Consider the following 22376-nt stretch of genomic DNA (forward strand, 5'->3'; position numbering starts at 1 on the left):
AGTTGGTTGTGTTAGAGGGTCGGAATCGCTTCGACATCGAAGTTGCCGTCGCGATCGCTCGTCACGAGGTAGTGTTTGAAATCAACTTGCACGACGAAACGTTGGTCAGCTCCAAGTTGCTTGCGAAGTGATTTGCACGCTCCAGTGAAGTCTCTGGACGACTCGTTGAAGCGGTCGGCCGATCGCAGGTAACGACCGACCGCCAATGAAATGCCAACGCGGCGTTCGATGTCGAGCGAAATTGCGGACATGCTTACCTTTGGGAGTGATTGAGTTTTGAGGGTCGTTTGAGAGTTGCCCCGCTACCTCTAGACCTTCCGAGAAATCAGTCCAAACGGCGACGTCGGCCAAGATTTTTTTCAGGACAGGTAGTCGCGAAGTCCGGCTTCTTCAAAAACCTCGGCGATTCTCGGCACCCACGACTTTGCGGTTGAGCGAGGTACGCCCATCACTTCGGCCGCAGCCGTCAAGGTGTGTTCGCTGCGAAGTCGCAAGAACGTCTGCCACTGCTCAGGCAACGAAGCGATGACAGTTTTTATGTCCTCTTGCAGGTCGAACTGGTCGGTCGCCGGCATCGTCGTAAATTCCAGACGCCGGCGTTGATCGCTTTCACTGATGGTTTGAATCAACTCGCACGAATTTCCGTCACCGTCGCGGACCTGGACATTGAGCGAATGAGTCGCTTCTTTCGCTCGCAGTATCTGTCGGCGATATTCCAACAGGTTGCTTGCTTTCCGCTCGATGACCATCACGATGTATGGATTGCGATGACCGACGTCGTCTCGATGATCCTTCATCGCGCTGTCGAGCTGACTCATCAGCTCTTGCTGCAGGTCCTCATCCTCGTACGGCTCGAACTCGGGGAAAGTCAGAAGCTGCTGAACCTTGCGCTGGATCACGGTCAAGGCAAAAGGGTCTTCGGAGAGCGGGCAGGCTTCGGTGGTGATAGGTGAAGATTGGCTTGGGGACACGATGACTCCGTCGGCGTGTGGGTGAACTCGGTCGGCCGCGTTACAGCAGCGGCCACACCCACCGGCGAAGTTGCACGAAATCGCACTCGGCGTTTTCTGCAACAGTGTTTCGCTTTGCAATTCACGGCGAAAAAACGGCGAAGTTTTTGTTGTTGCAGTTGCACGAAATCGCACTAACTGCAACTGCAACACTCTCTTGCCAACTTCCAGATGAACCAATTCAGGAAATTTTTTGGCCGCTTGGACCAAACGTGTCACGGTCACACAACATGCTGGCGGATTCCCTTCACACGATTCCTACTCTTGGTAGTCACACCGTGAGCGTCAGCTACACCAACCTCGATCCCGTTACACCCAAGCCGATCGGCGTCGACTTGTATCGAGGCGTTGCAATTTGTTCGGTGTGGATCAACGCGTGTTCGATGTCCACTTCATCTATCAGCGCTAATGCAAATTTTAAGTCGTTGCAAAACAGCGACTTGTGGCTTTGCTAGCAAAACTCGACTAGACAGAACAATCGGCACGACTAGATTTACTTGTGCACGAAACAAAGTCTATCAGCGCTAATTCGAGCCACTGGATAACGACCGCAACGGAAGCCCAATCATGAAGCCCAACCAACCCAGCCGAGGACAACCCAAACGTGGCAGACCCAGCCAAGCCGAAATCACCAAAGGTCAATCGCGAGCACTCGACGAACTGTCCGCCGCCATTGACCGCCACGGCATCGCACCAACGATGACAGAACTCGGTGACAAGCTTGGTATTACCGCCGCCAGCGCCCACCAACTGATCCTGCAACTTGAACGCAAAGGCTACGTCGCCCGACAACCACGCAAGGCTCGCAGCCTTCGCGTCTTACGACGTCCAAGCCAAACGATCGAGTCGATGGTCAGCGTGCCGCTTATTGGTGTTGTCAAAGCTGGTCCGGCGATGTTGGCGGAGGAAAACTGCTTGGGCGAAGTGATGGTGGCATCGGACTTGGCTGGTCGCGGGTCATGTTTTGCATTGCAAATCAGTGGCGACAGCATGAAGGGTGCGGACATGCGAGACGGTGATGTTGTGATCGTTCGCCGACAACTGATCGCCGAGAACGGTGAAATCGTTGTCGCGCTGATTGATGACGAGGCCACCGTCAAACGGTTAGAAGTGGAGGACGGAGCGATTCGGTTGCTTCCGGAAAACCGGAAGTACAAGCCGATCGAGGTTCAGCCTGATAGCGACTTTCGTGTGCTTGGAAAGGTCATTGGAGTTTCTCATAAATCGAAAGTTTAGGTTGTCATGCCACGTCGTATTGCCACTTCCACCATGCTCCGCGTGATCCCAAACGCGGTCTTGCAACCCTGGTTTAGTTCCCATGTGCCAGGTGAATTCGACATCCCTTGGGACGGTCTCGCCGAACGCGACATCGACCAAATGCTTGATCACATCAACGACCTGTTGCCGAGTGAACGCAACGGTGTTGAGATTGAATTGCAAGCCATTCGTGCATTCGCTTGCGAATCCGGCATGAGTGCGATTGAGGACGCCGCGAAGTCACTTGGTGATCGAACATTGATGTCACGAATCCCGACTGAACTCAACCTTTACGGTCGAGCGATGTGGGTGCGATTGAACGAGCCAGACACATTTTCAGCGTCGTCAATGTTCCTTGAACTCGACGGCTTGGCCTACTTCCGAAAACGAAATGACCTCCCAGCCGTCGAGAAACAATTCGCTTCCAACGCCAAAGAACGCTTATCCGAAGCCATCTCGAATCTCTTGAAAGAACAAGGCAGAGGGCAGTACTGTACGGTCGAATCGCTCACACGCGGATCGGTCGAGTACTTCGCTGTTCATCCTGATGACTTCGTTCGCTGTGAACAGACACACGATGACAACGGTGTGCTTTCAACACTTGCGATTCGCCCGACTTTGCAGATCGCATTTGCCTATGACCGGCAAGCCGGGTCACTCGAAATGAGCGCAGCACTACCCAAATCAACGAAGGAGGAACTCGAACGGATCTTCGCCGCCTGCGTGCTGGGTTGGGATCTCGGTCCCTTTGATCCGGATCAAGCCTATCACCTCGACCACCTCAAAGATTCCAACTTCGATTTGGCTACCGATCCGTCCGACAACGTTCGGGCTCGGATCGAAGAAATGAAGTTATTCAATCGAACCACCAGCCGACCGCTGACGGTTGTTGTCCGCAAGAATGATCCGGAAGACAACATCCACCGAGCGATCGAGGAGGAAGTGCGAACGCAAAGTGATTCTCTCTGGCACTACCATGTTCGATCGGTGGCGATTCGATTTGATTTTCCGGCGACTCGGTATCGACGCGCCGGCCACCAAACGATTCGCATCATCGCGCCGCGATCCTGCAACCTGCTAAATGCCTCTCCTGAACGTGTCGAACTCATCCAGAAATACCTCAAGCTGTGGAACATTGATTGTGCAACGAATGATGAACAAAGTCTGGTTGCAGTGGGAGCTTGACCCTCCAGCCTTTTCTGTCGACGAAGCGACTCGTGCCTATGCCGAACCACTTGCTGCGTTTCGACACCACCGCTTGCTTCGCGAAGCGATCCCCGCCGGTGCGTGGACCTGTACCGAGTGTGGGGAGACGCGGCAGGTCGTCTTCGTTGCCGATGTGGACGAAATCAAGCAAGGTTATATCGCTTGCCGCGATTGCGGCGTCACTCGCCTTCACCCCGATCAACTCAATCGAGTTGCGTTCGACACTGGGAGAGTCCTGCACTACATCTTTGCCGACACTAAACTCGACGTTAGGCAGATCGTCGCTGATCGACTGTGGCAAATCGGCCGGCGCACGATTGCCACACGCAGCCGCGAACTCTGGTTCATTCGTGGCTTTGGACCGACGTTCCATGCCGACATACTGCGCCAGCTCACCACGCGTCCCAAAACGATTGTGTTTACACCCAGCGAGGCGACCGCCCATTATTGGTCTCGCATCATCCCCAACACCATCATCGCACTGGATAACACGGTTGATCGGGAAGAGTACCAACTGTGGCTCGACTGGAATGCTGTCGATGACCGGGTTCTCGAATCGGAGGAGTCAACGGCACCGGTCCTCAAGCCGGCAGCCAAACGATCGAGTCGTACAGCCAAGATAGAACGTCTCGTCGAGGAAATTAAGAAGCATCTGCGATCCGCCGCCGATCACGCTCAGGCCACGTCGGATCGCGAAGGATGCCCGACGTTGTTACCGCGACCAACGCAAGAACAGCTCGGAAGCCTGGCGGGAATGTCGAAAGTCGACGTAAGCCGATGCTTGAAAGACGATTCGGCCAACGAACTGCGAATTCTCTGGGAAACCGCCGGCGATCTCAACGCCATCCTGGGTTTACCGTTCGAGACATTTCGTTAATTTTTGCCGGCAGCGTCGCCGTTTTGGTCTTGGAGTCGGAAGGTCTACAGGTAGAGGCAGAGTGTTAACTCAGCCGCCACTTTTCGCGACCTTCCCGATTGATCGAACCTATGACGTCAGACGACTACGAAAATCAAACTCGCGATCGCAATGAGATCGCAGAAATCCTCGCCAAGGCCGTTGTTCGGTATCTGACCGAAACGCACACCAAAAACACTCCGCCGAATTCGTCAAACACTTCGCATGTTGGCTTGAGTTCCTCTCGAAACGATCGCTCTCTGTGACCACGCGGTAAACGCACCGCCGAGATTTCTCCCGTCCCATTTCTCAGTCACAGAGAACCCTATGAGTTTGAACATCACCCGCGAGGTTGCCGACATGAAAAAGTTGACGACCGGCGAACTCAAAGACAAGTACGAGACCGTTTGCGGATGCGCGCCCCGCAGCCACAACCGCGATTGGTTGGTCAAAAAAATTGTCTGGCGAATGCAAGCCATCGACGAGGGCGGACTGCCCGAACGAGCACGCCGCCGTGCCCTCGCGATGGCCGACGATGCTGACCTTCGCAAGCGACCGCCACGGTCATTCACTCAACAAGTCGAAGCCGCCGAGGAAACCACCGTCGCGCTGGATCCAGGCCGCGACACACGCCTACCGCCGGCCGGAACCGTACTGGTGAAAACGTACAAAGGCCAGACGATCACGGTCACCGTCAACCAAGATGATTTCGATTTCAATGGCAAACGCTACGAAACGCTCTCCGCGATCGCCAACGAAGTCAGCGGTTCGCACGTCAACGGCTTCGCGTTCTTCAAACTCAATCCGAAGAAGGGAGCCGCCCAATGATCGCTCCCAACAAAGAACAGTCGACGGTGCGTTGCGCCATCTACACACGCAAGTCCACCAGCGAAGGACTCGAACAAGAATTTAATACTCTCGACGCCCAACGCGAAGCCGGGTCGGCATACATCGCCAGCCAGCGTCAGGAAGGTTGGGTCGAGGTCGAGACTCGATACGATGACGGCGGATTCTCCGGCAGCAACATCGACCGGCCCGCGCTGACGCGGTTAATGGAAGACATCAAAGCCGGCAAGATTGACTGTGTGGTTGTCTACAAAGTCGACCGGTTGAGCCGTTCGCTGATGGACTTCGCTCTGATCATGAAAACGTTCGACGATCTGAAAGTCTCATTCGTTTCGGTGACGCAGCAATTCAACACGACGTCCAGCATGGGGCGATTGACGTTGAACATCCTATTCTCGTTCGCCCAATTTGAACGCGAAATCATCAGCGAACGAACGCGTGACAAAATGGCCGCAGCTCGTCGCAAAGGCAAGTATCTCGGGGGCCGACCGATCCTCGGTTACGACCTCGATCGCGAAACCAAAAAGCTGTTCGTGAACGAATCCGAAGCCGAACGGGTCCGCCAAATCTTCGAGCTTTACCTCGAAAGCGAAGGTTTGATCGGCACCATCGAAGGCATGCGGGTCCGCGGTTGGCGAACCAAGTTGTGGATCACCAAATCGGGCAAGTCGATCGGCGGCGGACCGATCTACAAGAACACGCTACACACGTTGCTGACCAATCGGATGTACCTGGGCAAAGTCACCTACCACGACGAGGTCCACGAGGGAGAACACGAAGCGATCGTCGATGAAGAGTTATTCCAATCCGTCCAGAAAAAGCTTCGTGCCAACCGCATCAACATCGGCGATCGGGTTCACGGCCGGACGCAGGGCGTGCTTGCCGGACTGCTTCGCTGCGTCGCCTGCAATTCCGCGATGACGCACACGACCAGCGGCGGCAGCGGAAACGGTAAGCGCTATCGCTACTACGTTTGCGGCAAAGCGACGCGGAGCGGTCACAAAACGTGTCCGCGTCCGTCGCTTCCGGCCGAGCAAGTCGAACAGTTTATCGTCAGCCAACTGCAATCGCTCACGATCGACGAAGACCTTCTCAATCAAACCTGTTTGAAAGTTCGCAAGACGGTGCGCGACAAGGGTGAGCGTCTCGAAAACGAACTCGCGGCCCTCACGCTGACGCTGCAAAACACCGAACGAGCCATCGAAGCGTACGCCACGCCAACCGGCGACGACAAACGCGAACCCAAACGACTCGACACACTCGCGTCGCTCAATGAACAAGTCGCCCGTGATCTTCGCCGTCGTACCGAACTGCAACAAGAACTTAACGGCATCCACACCGCCGCGCCCGATCGGTACACGATCATGTCGGCGATCAAGGATATGCAATCTTTGTGGGAGCACCTCACCAATGGCGAACGCGGACGCCTGATCAGCAAGCTGATCGAACGCATCGAACATGACCCATCCGACAGTACGTTCGCAATCACGCTTAGCCCCACGGGGCTGAATTCATTCAACGCCGCCGACGCCAAAAAGGATCAATTATGAGCCACATCAAAAAAGCATTTGACATCGCAGTCTCAACCCGCGGTCGCCGACGCATCCAAACGAAACGCCCCCGCCGGCAACCCTCACCACCCCAACTGCCGCACATCGCCAAGTTGATGGCCCTCGCCATCCGCCTCGATGATCTACTTGAAACCGGCCAACTCAGGGACCAAGCAGAGATCGCCCGCACCGCCGGCATCACTCGCGCCCGAGTCACGCAAATCCTCAACCTCGCCGGCCTTGCCCCCGACATCCAGCAAGCCCTCCTCGATCTCCAGCCCACCACCGACACCAAGCCCAAATTTAGAGAACGAGAACTCCGCCAGATCGCCGTTGAACCCAACTGGTCAAAACAACGCACCGCGTGGAAACGACTGGTCGCCTCGAAAGCTACCTAATCACGTCCGCCGCTGGATGAACAAAGTCGTGCCACTGCATGCCGTCCGGCAACCTTGACGAGGCCGCGAATTCCAAATGCAAGATTCGCCGATGACGTTTGGTGCCTGGCATCGACGAACCACTGCTATGGCTGATCAGCGGACGCATCGCCAACACATCGCCGGCGGCTGCATGAACATCAACCGCCGAGACAATTCCCAAGCCGTCGCTGTCACTCGAGACATGCGAACCAGGAATCACTCGTAGCGGACCGTTTTCTTCGGTCACTTCATCGAGATGAATCCGAAGCGTCAACATCTGATGCAGCACCTTGTCGCAAGCGATCACATGAGGCACACCAGCTTTCACCGTTGGTCGCGAAAACGAACCCGAAGCGATCGAGTTATCTTTCACCGCGATCGACGTGTCCTTGTGCCAAGCCAACGCCCAAGTCCGATCCGGTGGCTTGTCGAAAAACAACGCTCGCACCAAACCAACCTCATCGCCAAGTTGCTCGCGGAGAAACCGCAGCAACGCATCACTTTGCCAAACCGTCGATACTTGAGGTATCGACTCGATCAAATTCCGAGCCGCGTAAACATGCCCACGACTGGACCGAGCACGCACGTTGTCTGAATCATCTTCAAAGACACTACTGCATACGTCCAACAGATGCGAAACCGTCCCGGCATCAGCCGCCTGCCGCAACAGGCAGAATCCATCACGTCTTAGAATCCGATCATTCACTCGCTTTCTCCAATAAAATCATCTGCCATCGCGTTCGTCTGGTTCGGGATTCGATCTGTGCTTTGACCGAAGGTAGGTATCCAGAGGCGAATCCTCCGCTGGTAGTCGTTGTATGCCTCATCAAAGCGTGATCGCAGGTCCGCTTCTTCGACCGGACGCACTGCGATGTGCCACAGCACAGCACCGGCCAACGAATAGACCAGCACCGAGTAGCTGCCCAAGTACCAGCCAACGGCGAGGCCTTGCACGATGCCCGCGACCGCCATCGGATTTCGCACGAAGCGGTACGGTCCCGCGATCACCAACTGAGGTGCCGTTGCGGTCGGTAGCGGCGTTCCGTTGCCGTGTGTCGCCATCGTGACGCCGCTCCACAGGCCAAGGCACGACGCCATCGCAAACAACCCGATCGCTGCGGGCGTCTGCAACGTATGCTCGAATCCGTCCATGCCGCAGTGGCTTTCCAGTTCAACAACCCCCATCGGCAGCACGAAAAGGAAAACGCCCCAGAATATCACGGTCTGTCCCAGCGTCCAAAATACCGCCTGCCAGCGCCGCATCGCAGTCACACGAATCGTCGCTGGCGATTGATCGGTCTTTCCATGAATCGTCGCCATCGCAAGCGATAACCCCGCCATGGTGACCATCATCGACGACGCAATCCAAGCCTCACCCGTTTGCATACTCGTCGCAATGCAAACCAGCGTCGGATACCAAGTCACCATGGCAACGCCCCACACCACATTGCCAGCCCAATCACGTCGCTGCAAGACTCCGGTCGCCGCGATGATCGAACCGGTAATGATCAAAACAAAATCGGCGAGCCAAAACGACAACAGCGATCCGGTCGGCCAATCGCCCGGTTGAAACCACTTGACGCTCGGAGGGTATGCAATGAGCAACATCCACCACGCGGCCGTGCCGATGGCTTGGATCAAGAAGTAGCTCGCGACGATGGAAGCTGGTCTCATTCGCTTAACTTCGTCTCAATGATTGGCTCCGCGGCCGACCGGATTAACTCAACCAATTCGTCATCCATAAACTGGTAGTCGTCCGGAATGTCCAGCACATGCATCGGTTTGAACTTCGCTTCGCCAGGAAAGTCGGCCAAGATTCGTTGCCGATGATTGTCTTCCATCACCAGAATCACGTCCGCCCAAACGATGTCGTCCGAACGAATCGTCTGCACCGCCGCCTTCGCCGTGCCGCGCGAACGAACAGACACACGATCATCACGTCGGTAAATCGCCACCGCCGTCGGACTCCGCCACTGGTTCTTGCTGCACACGAACAGAACGTTGAGTCGACTCATGGTTAGCTGTCTTGATTCTTGGTCCACGACTGTACAAAGCCTTCTTGCGATTCGTTTTCTGGTGCTTTCCAACTCGCTCGTTCCACGTCTGCTTGACGCAACTGTGTCAGCAAACGCAGTACGTTCTCGGGCGACGCAAGACCATGTCGTTGGAGCCAGCAACAAATCGCCGATCCCGTTCGCCCCATGCCGCCGAAGCAGTGAACATAAACGGGACGATTGGCGGCGAGCGAAAGGTCGATCGCATCCAGAATGCTCCGCATCCGATCGACCGACGTAGTGCCGCCGTCTGGAATCGGAAAACGAAGGTGTGCGATCCGGTCGTTCTGCTCTTTAGCGAGTCGCCGCAGTTCGTCGTCGTAGCGAACGAATGGCACGCCGGAATTGTTCGTCTCGTTTTCTTCTTGCAAATTGATGAACGTTCGCATGCCAGCGTCATATAGCGACTCAATCCGCTGGCGATGATCCGCTGGATCCGGGCGACCTGGATAGGCACCCGCAAGCAGCCGATCGTCGATCACCCAATACGTGCGGTTACACGGCGTCGGCTTGGATGGGTGGGTGAACGTGAGTGGGATACTCAATCGAAGTCTCCAGTGGAACGCGGTAGACTGACAGCTTCACGCGGCCAGTTAGAAAAGGAAAACATCATGACTTGGTTCACAAAGCTTACCGGAATCGAGGAAGAATCGCCTGAGCAGGTTCGCCGCGAATTATCCATCGACGGCGATCAGATCGTCTGCCCCAATGGGAAACGGTTTGCGTTCGGACGTTTGGAGACACCGAAGCTGTCGGAACTTCGCCAAGTAGTCTCGCAGCTTCACGTTCGGGCGCATCCATCGACGATTTGCGAACACGTCGGCGACGTTCGCCAGTTGCACGCGGACTCGGCCAATGCCAACGCGTTGTTCCAGGTCGCGTCACAATTCAACCTGTTGGAAATGACCGGGCCATCGGTCACGCCCGAACGTGGCGTCGGCATCTATGAGAACGACCCAACGCAAGGCCCGGCGTGCGCGATTGCGTGCGGAGCCGGCACGATCTTTCGCAACTACTTCGCACCGGTCGGCGATCGCATCGGCCAATCCGCCGACCATCAAATCGACTGTTCCGCCGACCTCGGACAAGAGCTCGGCAACCAAGACAGCCAGCTTTGGCAGATGCAAAACGGCTACCTCTTCCCGTCCGATTCCGGCCTTCGCCAGATTGCCGATCGACTGCAATCAGCAAGCGAATCGGAACTGGACGAGCTTTGCCGTGAATTGCGGATCGGTCTGCAATGGCAAGCCGACGTGACGCTTCCCGGTGCTGAGCATCGCGTTAGCCAAGCGTACTGCTCCGCGCTGCCAGTCGCCTACGGTCGCCAGCGCGCCGAGTTGTGGACAGACTTCGCCAAGCTGATCCTCGACGCCGCCTACGAAGCAACACTACTGGCGGCCGCCATCAACGCGTCACGCACCGGTGTCAACGTCGTCTATCTCACACTGCTCGGCGGCGACGTGTTTGGCAACGACGACGCATGGATCATCAGCGCGATCGAAAGAGCGTTCGTTGAAACGAAGTCGCATGGACTCGATGTACGAATCGTCTCTTTCCGACATTCCAAACCTGCGGTCGCAGAACTCATCAATCGCGTCAGATAACAGGATCGCATCACCTACAACCAAAGCTGCAAACCGCAGACGACGTTCGCTGGTCTCGAGTCGGAGCCAAGACCGTGCGGTGGAGATGAGCCACTGCATTTTTCATTCGAGAAAGTCTAGGCTTTGGGCGAAGCAAATCGTACCCAACCAAAACTAGCGGAAAGTACCGAAATGAAAGTCATCGTTGATCTGTGTGTCGTCCCGATGGGTGTTGGCGTCTCGGTGGGCAAGTACGTCGCTGAATGCCAAAAGTTGCTGCAAGAGGCTGGGTTGAAACACCAGCTACACGCCTACGGCACGAACATCGAGGGCGAATGGGATGACGTCTTTGCCGCGGTGAAGCGTTGCCACGAACGTGTTCACGAAATGGGCGCTCCGCGAATCACCACGAGCATCAAAGTCGGAACCCGGACGGATCGCGAGCAGTCGATGCAGGACAAAATCGACAGTGTGACCAAGATGGAAACTTAGATGCTCTCCGCCTAACTTTGGGTTAGCCGTCGCATCTGACGAAGGTGACGCTCCGAAGTCGGCCACCGGTGCGCACAAACTAGTCGCCAAAACTTGCATTGGTCTCCACGACCTACAGGAAATCGCAGATCCTGAAATTAGCTTATTCATACGCACTTCGCGAGGCGAGTGGCAAGCAATTGGCTAAGGAAATCCTCGGCGAATTCTAAGTTCGCTGCCCGTACACTATCGTTGTCCGGAGCGTCCAAACGATGCCGTAGCCAGATTCACTATGGTTGTTGGGCCGTAGATGTCACGACCAAACGGAAACGCTAGAATGCAGCGAACTGACCAAGCCTGGAGGTGACTTGCACAGTCCATTGTCTTCTAGGCCAACGAATCTTTGCATCAACTTTTTCGTTTTCTTAACCTCGTGAGGCGACACGCATTGCAGGAATCTGGACACTATTCGATTGCTGGATTCTTTTTCCAGTTGCTCGCTTCAGCGGATGATGCTCTGAAGCTTTATTTCGCGAATACAGATCCAAACGAATTGTCCGCTGTCTTTACCTTGGAGAAACTTGGCCAGGATGGAATCATCTCGTATCCCAACAACCATCGCTTGCGGATGATTCAGTACAAGTACTCAAGTACCGGAAAAGAACTTGAGCCGACTGATCTCCGAGATATTTTGATTGCTTTCCGCCGTAGCATTTTGGCTTCCAAAGTGCCGCCAGCCGATATCGACTGCTATTTGACGACGAATCGACCTTTGTGCGAAGCAGCGAAGAAGTGGTTCGAGGGAAACTCTGCGAAGAAAATGACAGGGCACCAATTCAGAGATCTTTTGCACGATGGAATCAAAGCCAAGACCAAAAAAACGCTTCCGTTCACCAGATTTCATCCTGTATTTAATTGCTTGAAATACGATCGACGCGACTTAAACAAAGTTAAATCCGAAATCGAGTCAGTGGCCAACAGCCACGGGATGAAGGAACACGAGTTAGCGATTGGCATCAACAACCTGATCGGACTGCTAACCGTAATTGCATCCTCCACCACGCGCGACTTAAATCGTCAGCAACTGATTGAAGCTCTCGTTTGCCGCACAGACCCCCTGAGTTTAACCTGCGATCGGTCAGCCGAAATTCAGAAGAAAGGAGTTCTCCTTTTCAAAAAGATGCAAGGTGCAACCGAAACCACACTTCATCGTGGCATTGTGTCAGAGATTGCGAAAGCGGCTGGGCTGCACCCATTCATTCTTGTCAAAGGTGAAGGAGGCTGCGGCAAAACCGTGACGGTCTGTGATTCGGCTATCGAAAATTTGAGAACGAGGGGTGTTCCGCCTGGTTTTGTTCTGATTGTCAAAGCCGACCAACTCAATCGAACCTCCGTGCAAGATGCGGTACGAAGCTGGCGCAACCAGGACGAGAACCCGGATCAACTTGCGTGGGATGAGACGATGAAGCGATTGGAGAAAGCCAATTCACAGCGGCCAGTTTTGACACTGTACATCGACGGAGTCGATGAACGGCATGGTCGGCAAGGGTTGCCAATCAAGGCTCGCAATTTTCTATGCGAACTGATTTTTGCGGCGACAGAGTCGATCCGTGATGGAATGCCCACTTTCAGTGTTGTTGTTAGCTGTCGTAGAGAGAGTGAGTTGAGCGATCTTGGTGTCGGCGGTTTTCCATTTTCGGAAAAGCCATTCCCATTCTCGGTCTCGCAGTTTACCAATGGTGATCTGTCCAGACTCGCAGGTGAACTCAAAAGTTGTCCCCGTGCCGGACGCCGGATCAGGGACCACCTCTCCACACGACAGACGACACACGGCGTAGCTCCCTCAACCGAAAAACCGGTTCATTTAGATCGAATTGACATCATTCGCCACCCCGTATTTTGGCGATGCTTCACCCTAATGAGCGTTCCCGAGCAACACTCATTCTTGGACGGCACTGCCGAATCACGAGACGCGATTGCACTTTCGTACGTCCGTTGGTTCTTCCAAAAAGTATCCGATCGCATTGGAGATCTACCACTCAACGCGGCTCAAGTTGCGATGAAGGAATCGGCTAAACGCTTTCTTACTGGCAACCCATCTCGGGAAGCTGATTTGAATGACGACTGGCTTGCTCCCTGCGATGCCGTCAAGTGTCCTCCGACCCACCAGATGCCGATCTTTGATGAAGCAGTGTCCGCCGGTCTAATTGAGCATGAAAGAGGCGGTAACAATCGAAAGTGGCGGTGGAATCGTCCTTGGCTGTGCGAGTATTTTGCAAGGGAGAGTATCAATGGCTGAGCAAAGCCCCGAAGCGATGGAAGCGCAACATCCTTTCGATCAACGATTGGAATCCGCGAATACATTGAACGAAGTTCGACAACTCTTTCTTGATGTTTTCGAGGCACGAGATGCTGTCGGGTGTGGTTACGCCATCCAATATGCCAACTCGCTTTGCTCTGCGGCGGCCAGTGCGACTCGTACTCATCCCGAAGTCGTCAGCGAGATGATCGACCGGCTAGTTCTACCGTTTGTTGAGTTAAAGAAGGATTCGGATGATATGTCGTTGCGGTTTTCGATCGACCAAGACTATTTGCGAAAGAACATCAGCCAATGGATTTACCAATACTCCTATGACGAGATGTGTCTGGTTCGTGAGTCAGTGTTGACCGTCTTAGAGGAGAAACTGCGAACCAAGCCTCAAGATTGTTTTTTCTGGTGCATCTCCCGGATTGGTTACCGAAATTCATCAGTCGCAACGTTACTTTGGAAGATGGCTAACGGCAGTGGCCAACATGCGGCGATCGCAGCGAGAACGCTGATCGCGACTGGACTCGACGAAGCGGAGCGTGATCTGATACTCGATCGAGTCCAATCCAAAATGGGGAAGGCGCAATTCGTAGAATTAGCCGAGTTGGCGATCCAGGAAATAGTGGGCCCAAAGCGAATGGATATTGCCATGCTTTTCCTTAAGCACTCATTTCGCCAAAAGGAAAGTAAGCGACGCTTGGGACAAGGTTTAGCTATCAGCGTCGTAACGCGGGCAGTCGACCGATGTGACGACGACGCCAAAACCCATGATGAAGTTTGGGCGTTGCTGAGCAAGCGTGGAAAGGAAGTCTCTCAATCCAGCGAGTACGGCTTCCGGTGCAACTCAGCGCAAGTCGTCAATGACTATTTCGTTAGCTTTGCCGCAGAAATGCAACAAGACAATGCGGAGCGTGGTCACCTCAACTACATCTACCTGTCGCGGTTGCAAGAGTTTGTAAAGCCCGCTCATCTGCGAGGGTCGCGAAAATTCAAGAACCAAGAGGTAGCCGAGTGGTTGGAGAAAATCGCAGATCGTGACACAGGTCACCGTGGGCAGTTCACAACGACTAGCTCGGAACTTAAACCTTTAGCGATGGCGGCGTTGCTGGAATTGGGCTTCCAACCGGATCAGGCGTTTATTGCGAACGCGGTAGCCGGTGAGTCTAGCGGTTTCGTTTCACAGGAAGTGGCTAAGCTGCTCGCTTGTAGTCGCATCAGTGAACTACCTCGCGAGATTCTCGACCTTGTTAGCGAACGTCCTGCTGTCAATGTCGAAGTCCAAAGCGACGACACGGCTGACGATAGAGCTGAGGATAGCGAGCACTTCTCCCGGCAGTTGGGCTTAATCGAACTCACTCAGTCTTGTCGTAGTCGCAACGCATTTGAAGCGATGTTGGAATTCGGCTTCACTTATGAAGGCCGGGTGCTAATGGCGACTATTGACGCGCTCAGTGAATTGGCAATCGCGAGGATCGAAGAAGGTGATGATGACGTTGCAGAAGTCCTGCTGGAAAACGCGCAACATGGTGGTGACAGGATCCATCGTGAGACCGCCCTCTCTGTGTTTTGTCGGCTTTGCTGGAGTGGGTATGTACACGGCAGCCAGTTGAGTGATTTGGTTCGGTTTGCTCAAGATGAAGAAATCGAAGCGCATACCCGAGGCGAAGTTCTCGAAGCGATTGCGAGAACGAAGTTCGACGTTTCTGAAAGTAGCAAAACGGAACTCTGGTCATTGACGAATTCGACGGACGAGACTCTCCGTTGGCGTGCCTTCGAGGTCTTTATCATGAGGGACTGGCTGGACGAGAACTCAGAGCGGGTGCTGTTGGATCGAATCCAGTTGGCGTTTACGGAAGGTCAGCTAAATGTTGCCGAACCGGAATCGCTGATGGGTTGGCAGGCTTACTTGCTCGGTGTTCTTTACCAACAGGATTTCCAGCGATTTGCCACCGCAGTCTCGTCCGTGTTCCTTCAGGCAAGAGCGGATGTTTTTTATCAACTCATCCGTCCAGTGCGACGAGTCGGCGATACCAATCCGGCGAAAGTTATCACTGCTTTGGCGTCGAGAATTTTGTCGCTCAACACTTCATACTCGACCGACACAGGTTTATTTTCAGTGTTAGCGGAACTGTCGCCCAATCTTTTATTGGATTTTGTTGGCTCCGCAAGCTGGCAGGACTGGAGGGTCGAAGGCAGGGCTGCTTTGTGCGAAGCCGCAGAGACAGTTCTACGTCAGTTGCGGCCTCGCGACACGCTAGGATGGATGCTCCCCTTCATTAAAGACCCATCGTTTCAGGTTCGTCGATCAGCGTACCGCGTACTGTCAAGGATTGATCACGAACAACTTTTTACGTCCTGTCGGTTGTGGGCTGGCAGCAAAGATCGCGAGTGGGAACGGCGTTCAGCCGAGTCAACGGAGTGGCTCCCCACAAGTCTATTCTCGGATGACGTGCTCCGCTCAATGGAGTTTCAAGGGCACCGAGAACCAGCCGTTCGAGACGCGTTTGATGGCGTACTGCTTCGTCGGCGACAGAGACAATGGACGGAAAGTTATACTGAGAAGCTCTTTTCGCTTTGCCGAAGTGAATCGTTCGATGTTGGCGAAGCACTACGGCTTGCGAGGGCGATCGCGAAACTTGGTGATGACGCAACGTTAACGCAAATCAAACAGTTTGTCGAATCATCAGCACTGTCGATTGGTGCAAGAAACATACTCAAACGAGCCAAAAAACATCTCGAAAAACAGTGGAAACAAACCACGGCAAAGTGGCCCGAACCGTGGTCGCATGAAGAGGGGGAAATCGACTTGGTTGACGGTCTTTTTGTCTTGGAAGATGGCACCAAAATCAGCGGCACAATGACGTTGTGGCGAAACCACCGCTACGACCAATCTGAAAAATACTCATGGGGCGGGGTCGCCGTGGACCTATCGGGCAAGCTTGGGTTTCATCGCAAGAGCAGAGAAGTGCGCCTTGAAATCGCTGGTCGTCCGACCTCGGAGATATTGATTGGGAACGTCCAGTCCAGTTCTTGGAAAGGAACAGCAGTTCAATTCCACGGCCAGTCCGCGTATCCAGATCGCCCTTTAGCAACAACGAGGCAATCGGCCATTTTTGATCAAGTGGTCAAACTCTTTGGAGAAATGGAACTTGGCTTGACGTCGGAACAAACCGATCGCGTCGCGAACCGAATTCAACCGATTTTGGAAGCGTCTGACTTAGCCGCCATGCTGAAGCCCAACGCGAGTCAGTCGGAACGGAGTCTGCTTCATCAGGAAGTTGGCACGATCCTTCATGCGATTGGAAGAGAGCTACGAGACATTCCAATGTGCGGAATCGTCATGTGGCAAATTGCTAGTCGCCTGTTGGCGTTCGAGTCGCTCGAACTGCGGCTAGTACCGTCTGAATTTGACCGGTTTGTGGCCCTGGTGACTGACGAAGATGAGAATCCGCCAGATGAATTGCTGCTTTGGCTACGCCAACATGCGATGCCCAGTGACAGCGCCGAGATCTCTGCCCAAAGCTTGCGCAACGATTGACGCCTACGCGGCTCTTTGGTTGACATTCAGGAACTGATTGCCACGAAGTGCTACTGCTAGTTGCGTTCGCTGAAAATCTGCGACGCAAGCATACCCCGTGTCAAAGCGATTTTGCCAAGTGTGCCTTCGATCCTCTGGAAGTCTCGCCAGTGCAGCATCGAGTTCGCCCTCAGAAACCAAAAGGCTTTCCTTCAAAACATTCGATCTTTCTGGCAACGCAGCGAGAATCGCGTCGCGGTAATCACAGAATCCTGAGTATTCAGTTGACTCAATATCTTGCTGCCGCATTGTGACCGTACTCCCCAGAATTGGTTGGAAACCTATCAGTGAATAGACGATCGCCAAGAGCCACGTCCAGGCCAGTCTTCGGTCTTTTTGCTATCGCGGCATTCGGACTCGATGGATTTGGTTCATCGAGTCGTGTTACATGGCGACACTAACCGAACCATCCCCGAGATCGGATAACGAACGTCCAGTGCCTGGCGACTTCGTCGACACGGGGATTCAATTTACCGTCCCAATTAAGTGCCGAAAATTGTGCAAAAAATGGGACGGGGGTAAGATTCCGGCTTCACGGAGGTAGTCGGCTAACAAACGCGACTCGCACCGGTGGCCGACACCGGAAACTCCGGCTTCATCGACCAGAGCTAAGTTTTACTATTGTTAAGGTCGCCAGCGAATGTCATGCACCGCGAAGGGCTCGATCCCAAACGCTGCCCAAGTCGCTGGCTTCGCTCGCAAAACATGTAGAGAAGCCGGAAATCACTTCGCCCGCTACTCGGAATCCGAATCTTCGCGACTGAAACTCGTAAGCTCACCCCGAGGAAATCGCACTCGGAGTGATTTCCGGACAGACACTAGCTACTTTAACGCGACACTTGCTGCGACAATTGGGCAGTCCGAGACGCTGGCGATGATGGGCGATCGCTTGGCTGGTGTTGACGAAGACAAACTTCACGATCGCGTGATGAAATTCATGTCGAAGTCACGAGGCGGAAAAGAGCCGACGCCAAAGCAAATCGACGCGGCTCGTCGAGAAAAATAGATCGCCTGCTAAGCCAGCTTCGCACCGTTGGGGACTGTTTCGTCAGGCACCGCCAAGATGACTGATCCGTCGTCGCGATAAAATCCCACGATCAGGAACTCGGACATGATCGGACCGATCTGCTTGGGCGGAAAGTTCACTACGCCGATCACTTGCAGGCCAACGAGTTCGGCTTTGCCGTAGTTCGCGGTGATTTGGGCGCTCGTTCGCTTGATACCAGTCTCGGGACCAAAGTCGACGGTGACCTTGTACGCCGGCTTACGAGCCTCCGGGAAATCGTCCACTGACGTGATCGTGCCCGCTCGCATGTCCACGTTTTCAAACTCTTGCCAAGTGATGATGCCTGACTCGTTCACTCGGCGTGCTCCATCAAGGTGTCGATGACTTCTTCGACGCGACGCTCACGTGTCTCAACCATCTTCGCGTTGCCGACTCGGTAGCAGAAGCTGCGACGCTTGCCGGCCGTCCAACTGTCCCACACTTCGCGAGCCGCATCGTTGGCCTCTAGCGCGTATTGCAGTTCCGTTGGCACCGTGATCGCGTCCTGGTCAGCTACCTCGAAAGCGATCGACACGGTGTCGCCCACTGTCACGCCGATCAACTTTTGAAACTTCTTCGACACCATCAAGCACCACTTGCCACGCGTTGGTAGCAGCGCGGCCTCGATGCGAATGCCAGCGATCTCACCGTCGATCCGCAAACGCTTTGACTTTCCAAACGTCAATTGCGACGTGATCGTTTCGGGAACGTACACGACCGAGCTTTTCATTTTGCCAAATTCGTAGATGACGATCTTGGCGTCGAAGTTGTAGGGATAGTCACTCATGGTGCGTCTGCTGCAGTGTTCGTAAAATGATCTTCTCATCTTACCGGCCCGGTCGTCGTCGACGAAGACGGCCAGTATTCGCCGGAACGCTCACAAGAGAACGACCATGGCAGCCACGCAAAAACGAACACTCGACTTTCACACCGGTGATGAAGTGATCGCGGAGATTCAAAACCTTCGATCCAGCGGCTATACGAAAACTAAGAACTGGAACCTCACCCAAGTTTGCGAGCATTTGATTGCAACGATGACCGGCGGCATGGACGGTTTTGGGTTTCGACTTCCGTGGATTCTGCGAGCCACGATCATCAAGTGGATTTTCAATCGCATGTTGAAAACGCGGAAGATGTCGAGCGGACCGACGTTGGATCGTTTAAAGCCCAAGTCAGAACCAGGCTCCGACGACGACGCGATCATCGACGATTGCATCGCGACAATCGAACGAGCCAAAGCGTTTGCTGGCCCAATCGAGGACTACCCGTTCCTGAACGAACTGAAGGTCGAGGATTGGCAGCAGTTCATGTGGATGCACGCCGGCCATCACCTGGGGTTTCTCGTCCCTAACGAGCCGGCCTCATGATTCACGCCACCGTCCACTGGCAAAACTCAGGAGAAAAACTTCGCTCCAACCGCTACAGCCGTGTTCACACATGGACGTTCGATGGCGGAAAGGTGATCGAAGCATCCTCTTCACCCGACATCGTTCCAGTGCCGATGTCTGATGCGAGTGCCGTCGATCCTGAAGAAGCGTTTGTCGCATCGTTGTCGAGTTGCCACATGCTGTGGTTCTTGTCCATCGCTGCGAAAGCGGGTTTTGAAGTGGTAGCGTACCGCGACGAAGCGGTTGGCGAGATGCAAACGAACGAAGCTGGCAAGCAATGGATTGGCAACGTTAGATTGCGTCCGAAGGTCACATGGTCTGGCCAACGCGAACCCTCGGCTGCCGAAATGGCTCAACTACATGAGCGGGCACACGCCGAGTGCTTCATCGCGAATTCCGTCAGAACCGAAATCCGAATCGAGACTTGAATGAGCTCTTCCGACGGCATCCCCATTTGGCAGGTCGACGCGTTCGCCGATCGGCCCTTCACCGGCAACCCGGCTGCCGTTTGCATTTTGGAACGCTATCCGAGTGACGATTGGATGCAGAAAGTCGCAGCGGAGATGAACCTATCGGAAACCGCGTTCGTGGTGCCGACCGATGACGCAGGCAGTTTCCACCTTCGCTGGTTCACGCCCGCCACCGAAGTCGACTTGTGCGGTCACGCAACTCTGGCCGCGGCGCACACGTTGATCGAACAATCGCATGTTGATCCAGGCCAGTCGATTCGTTTTCAAACGCGAAGCGGCGAACTGACCTGCACGCAGTCCGATTCACGGATCACACTCAACTTTCCAGCGACTCCACCCAGGGACGATGTCGATCCGGCAGTCGCCGAGCAAGCACGCGGCGCGTTAGGCATCAGCGAAGCGACCGTCCTGCAAAGCAAGTACGACCTGCTCGTCATTGTCGAAGACGCAAGCACCGTCAAATCAATTCGCCCCAACTTCAACGCACTCGCGGAGTGATGGTGTCGGCCGCCGCCGTAGCAAGCGGTATCGACTTCGTTTCCCGATTCTTCTCGCCTCAATGTGGGATCAACGAAGACCCCGTCACCGGTTCGGCACACTGCTGCTTGGCACCTTAACATTCGCTGAATACCGAGCATCGTCGCAAGATAGACAAACACGGTGGGAGCCGTGATAAGCACCAATCCTGGAACGATGAGTGCCAAGAACCCAAACACGACCAGCATCGGGCAACAGAGGGCCACCGCGGCCGTAACGCCTGTGAGAATTAGAACGATGTTGCGAAATTTACGCATAATGAATTCGATAACATGACGATCGGCGCACACCTTCCGCGGCAACGACCGCAGGTCGATGAACTCTAGGTCACGATTTGAACCCGCCAAAATCAATTGTTGACGGTGACTTTACCGAGCGTCAGTTGCCCAGGCTTCGGCCAAGCTTCTTTGGTGCCTTTGCCGATGGCGACCATGGGTCCCATGACGTGGTCGTCAGTGAGGTTGATCAGCTTGGCGACTTCGTCGATGTCGGTCGCGGCAAAACACGATGCTTGAGTCGCAGGTAGCGTTATGCTACCGTGTAATGATCAGGAGAAAAACCATGGGCCAACCGGTCAAATTATCCGACGAACTTGTTTGTGACGCTCGCGCGACGGCCGAGCTTTCGCAGCGCAGCATTGCTGGCCAAATTGAGTTTTGGGCGGCGATCGGCAAGTCGCTCGAACCGTTGCTACGCGGGGATCGAGCGATGGCGCTTCGGCAAGCCGGTTCGGTTCGGTCGTTATCCGAAGTGATGGCGGCGGTAAATTCGCCGGCCGGCCGGCAACGTGTGAGTGACTATTTGAAGTCGCGACCGTTCCCGCACTACGAGCCGGTGAAGGATCGCCCCGGTTTGCTCCGCAAGATTGACGAGGACGGCACCGAGACGATTGGCCGATTTGTGAATCGAGTCTTTGAACCGGCCGCTGGTTGATGCTGGGTTTCGACTTCCTCGACTCGCGTCCAATCGTGGTCGCTTTGGCCGGTTCCAACGGTGCCGGCAAGTCAACGTTTTTCGAGTCACATCTGTCCGAATGTGGTTTGCGATTCGTCAACGCTGACGAGATCGCCGGCCAACTTGCGATCGGCCCCTACCAGGCGGCAGAGGCCGCAGCAGCGATTCGAGCATCGCTGATTGTGGGCCTCGATGAAGGTGATCAAACGGTCGAAAAGGAAGGCATCTACGATGGGTTAGAAATCGACTTGGTCACACACGACGCATCCAAATTCTTCGCTCTGATGCTGCGTCGCAACGGCTACGTGCTCGAACAGATATTTTCGCCGCTGGTCGTGTTCGCGACCAAGGAGTTCGACGAACTGAAGTCGATCGCGGCCGACTGCGTCACCAAGCACCACGCCCATCACTACCTTGGCTTCGCCGCAACCCAGTGGAAACTGTTCGGCAAAGAGTCACCGCCAAGGGTGAAGCCCTTGCTGTACGTTTACCGTGCGTTGCTGACCGGCATCCAGCCAAATTGACGTCGGCCATCGGCGGATAGAACTCGCAGATGCGTCCCTCAATCTTTCGAACCGGCCTTAAGCTTACCCCGCTCGATTCAAGTACCTCATTGAAGGCTGCCCAGTAGTTCGTCCTTCGTTCTCTAGCCTTGTTTCCGGCGCCAGCGGCCTTTCCTGGCGGCTCGTATTTGACGCCGCTATCGGGTCTGGGCCAGAGTTTGCTCACTTGACTTGCGAGCGACTTGCCCCGTTTCGTGATCTGCTCTTCATCCCAAGCCTCTGTAGACTTAAAGATATTGTTCA

Annotated in this window: 23 protein-coding genes and 2 pseudogenes; 16 read left to right on the forward strand and 9 right to left on the reverse strand. The window is 54.6% G+C overall.

What is annotated here, in order from left to right; genetic code table 11:
• Nucleotides 1-11: 11 nt before the first annotated feature.
• Both Poly51_RS17850 and Poly51_RS17855 read right to left on the reverse strand, forming a co-directional pair.
• Nucleotides 12-251, reverse strand: a complete 240-nt coding sequence (locus Poly51_RS17850; RefSeq protein WP_146459106.1) for a hypothetical protein — start codon at nucleotides 249-251, stop codon at nucleotides 12-14.
• Between the two features lie 108 nt (nucleotides 252-359).
• Nucleotides 360-1229: a sigma-70 family RNA polymerase sigma factor gene (locus tag Poly51_RS17855; RefSeq protein WP_146459107.1), complete on the reverse strand. Its 870-nt coding sequence runs from the start codon at nucleotides 1227-1229 to the stop codon at nucleotides 360-362.
• A gap of 348 nt (nucleotides 1230-1577) precedes the next feature.
• On the opposite strand from Poly51_RS17855, the gene lexA reads away from it, so the two are divergent.
• The 6 genes from lexA (at nucleotide 1578) to Poly51_RS17885 (ending at nucleotide 7162) form a co-directional block, all read left to right on the forward strand.
• Nucleotides 1578-2246: a transcriptional repressor LexA gene (gene lexA / locus Poly51_RS17860; RefSeq protein WP_146459108.1), complete on the forward strand. Its 669-nt coding sequence runs from the start codon at nucleotides 1578-1580 to the stop codon at nucleotides 2244-2246.
• A 6-nt stretch (nucleotides 2247-2252) separates the two neighbouring features.
• Entirely contained in the window at nucleotides 2253-3452 is a 1200-nt protein-coding gene (locus Poly51_RS17865; protein WP_146459109.1) for a hypothetical protein, read from the forward strand.
• Complete coding sequence (locus Poly51_RS17870; RefSeq protein WP_146459110.1) at nucleotides 3418-4350, forward strand: hypothetical protein; 933 nt, start codon at nucleotides 3418-3420, stop codon at nucleotides 4348-4350. The genes Poly51_RS17865 and Poly51_RS17870 overlap by 35 nt, the downstream gene beginning before the upstream one ends.
• Nucleotides 4351-4695: 345 nt before the next feature.
• Nucleotides 4696-5196, forward strand: a complete 501-nt coding sequence (locus Poly51_RS17875) for a DUF2924 domain-containing protein (RefSeq protein WP_146459111.1) — start codon at nucleotides 4696-4698, stop codon at nucleotides 5194-5196.
• Nucleotides 5193-6764, forward strand: a complete 1572-nt coding sequence (locus tag Poly51_RS17880; protein ID WP_146459112.1) for a recombinase family protein — start codon at nucleotides 5193-5195, stop codon at nucleotides 6762-6764. The genes Poly51_RS17875 and Poly51_RS17880 overlap by 4 nt, the downstream gene beginning before the upstream one ends.
• A gap of 116 nt (nucleotides 6765-6880) precedes the next feature.
• Nucleotides 6881-7162 (forward strand): hypothetical protein, encoded by a 282-nt coding sequence (locus tag Poly51_RS17885; RefSeq protein WP_146459113.1) that lies wholly within the window; start codon nucleotides 6881-6883, stop codon nucleotides 7160-7162.
• On the opposite strand, the gene Poly51_RS17890 is transcribed toward Poly51_RS17885, so the two are convergent.
• From Poly51_RS17890 to Poly51_RS17905, 4 genes are read right to left on the reverse strand one after another with little or no spacing between them, the layout of a single operon-like run.
• On the reverse strand, nucleotides 7155-7889 hold the full coding sequence (locus tag Poly51_RS17890) for a phytanoyl-CoA dioxygenase family protein (RefSeq protein ID WP_146459114.1): 735 nt from the start codon (nucleotides 7887-7889) through the stop codon (nucleotides 7155-7157). The genes Poly51_RS17885 and Poly51_RS17890 overlap by 8 nt on opposite strands.
• Nucleotides 7886-8857 carry a methyltransferase family protein gene (locus Poly51_RS17895; protein ID WP_146459115.1) on the reverse strand — a complete coding sequence of 324 codons (972 nt, stop codon included), beginning with the start codon at nucleotides 8855-8857 and terminating at the stop codon, nucleotides 7886-7888. The genes Poly51_RS17890 and Poly51_RS17895 overlap by 4 nt, the downstream gene beginning before the upstream one ends.
• Nucleotides 8854-9198: a low molecular weight protein tyrosine phosphatase family protein gene (locus Poly51_RS17900; protein ID WP_146459116.1), complete on the reverse strand. Its 345-nt coding sequence runs from the start codon at nucleotides 9196-9198 to the stop codon at nucleotides 8854-8856. The genes Poly51_RS17895 and Poly51_RS17900 overlap by 4 nt, the downstream gene beginning before the upstream one ends.
• A gap of 2 nt (nucleotides 9199-9200) precedes the next feature.
• Nucleotides 9201-9782, reverse strand: a complete 582-nt coding sequence (locus tag Poly51_RS17905) for a protein-tyrosine phosphatase family protein (RefSeq protein ID WP_246114579.1) — start codon at nucleotides 9780-9782, stop codon at nucleotides 9201-9203.
• Nucleotides 9783-9848: 66 nt separating this feature from the next.
• Here Poly51_RS17905 and Poly51_RS17910 point away from each other — a divergent pair, with 66 nt between their 5' ends.
• The 4 genes from Poly51_RS17910 (at nucleotide 9849) to Poly51_RS17925 (ending at nucleotide 17137) form a co-directional block, all read left to right on the forward strand.
• Nucleotides 9849-10841, forward strand: coding sequence for a hypothetical protein (locus Poly51_RS17910; protein WP_146459117.1), 993 nt, complete (start codon nucleotides 9849-9851; stop codon nucleotides 10839-10841).
• A gap of 171 nt (nucleotides 10842-11012) precedes the next feature.
• Nucleotides 11013-11312, forward strand: a complete 300-nt coding sequence (locus Poly51_RS17915) for an MTH1187 family thiamine-binding protein (RefSeq protein ID WP_146459118.1) — start codon at nucleotides 11013-11015, stop codon at nucleotides 11310-11312.
• 382 nt (nucleotides 11313-11694) lie between these two features.
• Nucleotides 11695-13590 (forward strand): hypothetical protein, encoded by a 1896-nt coding sequence (locus Poly51_RS17920; RefSeq protein WP_146459119.1) that lies wholly within the window; start codon nucleotides 11695-11697, stop codon nucleotides 13588-13590.
• On the forward strand, nucleotides 13583-17137 hold the full coding sequence (locus Poly51_RS17925; protein ID WP_146459120.1) for a hypothetical protein: 3555 nt from the start codon (nucleotides 13583-13585) through the stop codon (nucleotides 17135-17137). Before Poly51_RS17920 ends, Poly51_RS17925 begins: the two co-directional genes overlap by 8 nt.
• Nucleotides 17138-17140: 3 nt before the next feature.
• On the opposite strand, the gene Poly51_RS17930 is transcribed toward Poly51_RS17925, so the two are convergent.
• Nucleotides 17141-17482, reverse strand: coding sequence for a hypothetical protein (locus Poly51_RS17930; RefSeq protein WP_146459121.1), 342 nt, complete (start codon nucleotides 17480-17482; stop codon nucleotides 17141-17143).
• A gap of 334 nt (nucleotides 17483-17816) precedes the next feature.
• Between Poly51_RS17930 and Poly51_RS31040 the strand changes: the two genes are divergently transcribed.
• Complete coding sequence (locus tag Poly51_RS31040) at nucleotides 17817-18182, forward strand: hypothetical protein (protein WP_222435885.1); 366 nt, start codon at nucleotides 17817-17819, stop codon at nucleotides 18180-18182.
• Between the two features lie 8 nt (nucleotides 18183-18190).
• On the opposite strand, the gene Poly51_RS17935 is transcribed toward Poly51_RS31040, so the two are convergent.
• A complete protein-coding gene (locus tag Poly51_RS17935; protein WP_246114580.1) occupies nucleotides 18191-18538 on the reverse strand; it encodes a tRNA-binding protein in 348 nt (115 codons plus the stop codon).
• Entirely contained in the window at nucleotides 18535-19008 is a 474-nt protein-coding gene (locus Poly51_RS17940) for a YdeI/OmpD-associated family protein (RefSeq protein ID WP_186775634.1), read from the reverse strand. The genes Poly51_RS17935 and Poly51_RS17940 overlap by 4 nt, the downstream gene beginning before the upstream one ends.
• 106 nt (nucleotides 19009-19114) lie before the next feature.
• Here Poly51_RS17940 and Poly51_RS17945 point away from each other — a divergent pair, with 106 nt between their 5' ends.
• The 5 genes and pseudogenes from Poly51_RS17945 to Poly51_RS17975 all read left to right on the forward strand — a co-directional run.
• Nucleotides 19115-19588 (forward strand): DUF1569 domain-containing protein, encoded by a 474-nt coding sequence (locus Poly51_RS17945; RefSeq protein WP_146459123.1) that lies wholly within the window; start codon nucleotides 19115-19117, stop codon nucleotides 19586-19588.
• Entirely contained in the window at nucleotides 19585-20037 is a 453-nt protein-coding gene (locus tag Poly51_RS17950; protein WP_146459124.1) for an OsmC family protein, read from the forward strand. Before Poly51_RS17945 ends, Poly51_RS17950 begins: the two co-directional genes overlap by 4 nt.
• Nucleotides 20038-20696, forward strand: a pseudogene (locus Poly51_RS17955) (PhzF family phenazine biosynthesis protein).
• 481 nt (nucleotides 20697-21177) lie between these two features.
• Complete coding sequence (locus tag Poly51_RS17970; RefSeq protein WP_146459125.1) at nucleotides 21178-21549, forward strand: TA system antitoxin ParD family protein; 372 nt, start codon at nucleotides 21178-21180, stop codon at nucleotides 21547-21549.
• Between the two features lie 200 nt (nucleotides 21550-21749).
• Nucleotides 21750-22082 (forward strand): annotated as a pseudogene (locus tag Poly51_RS17975) (nucleotidyltransferase domain-containing protein); the annotation flags it as partial.
• Nucleotides 22083-22376 lie beyond the last annotated feature (294 nt).

The organism is Rubripirellula tenax (genome assembly GCF_007860125.1).
In the GTDB taxonomy this organism is placed as follows: domain Bacteria; phylum Planctomycetota; class Planctomycetia; order Pirellulales; family Pirellulaceae; genus Rubripirellula; species Rubripirellula tenax.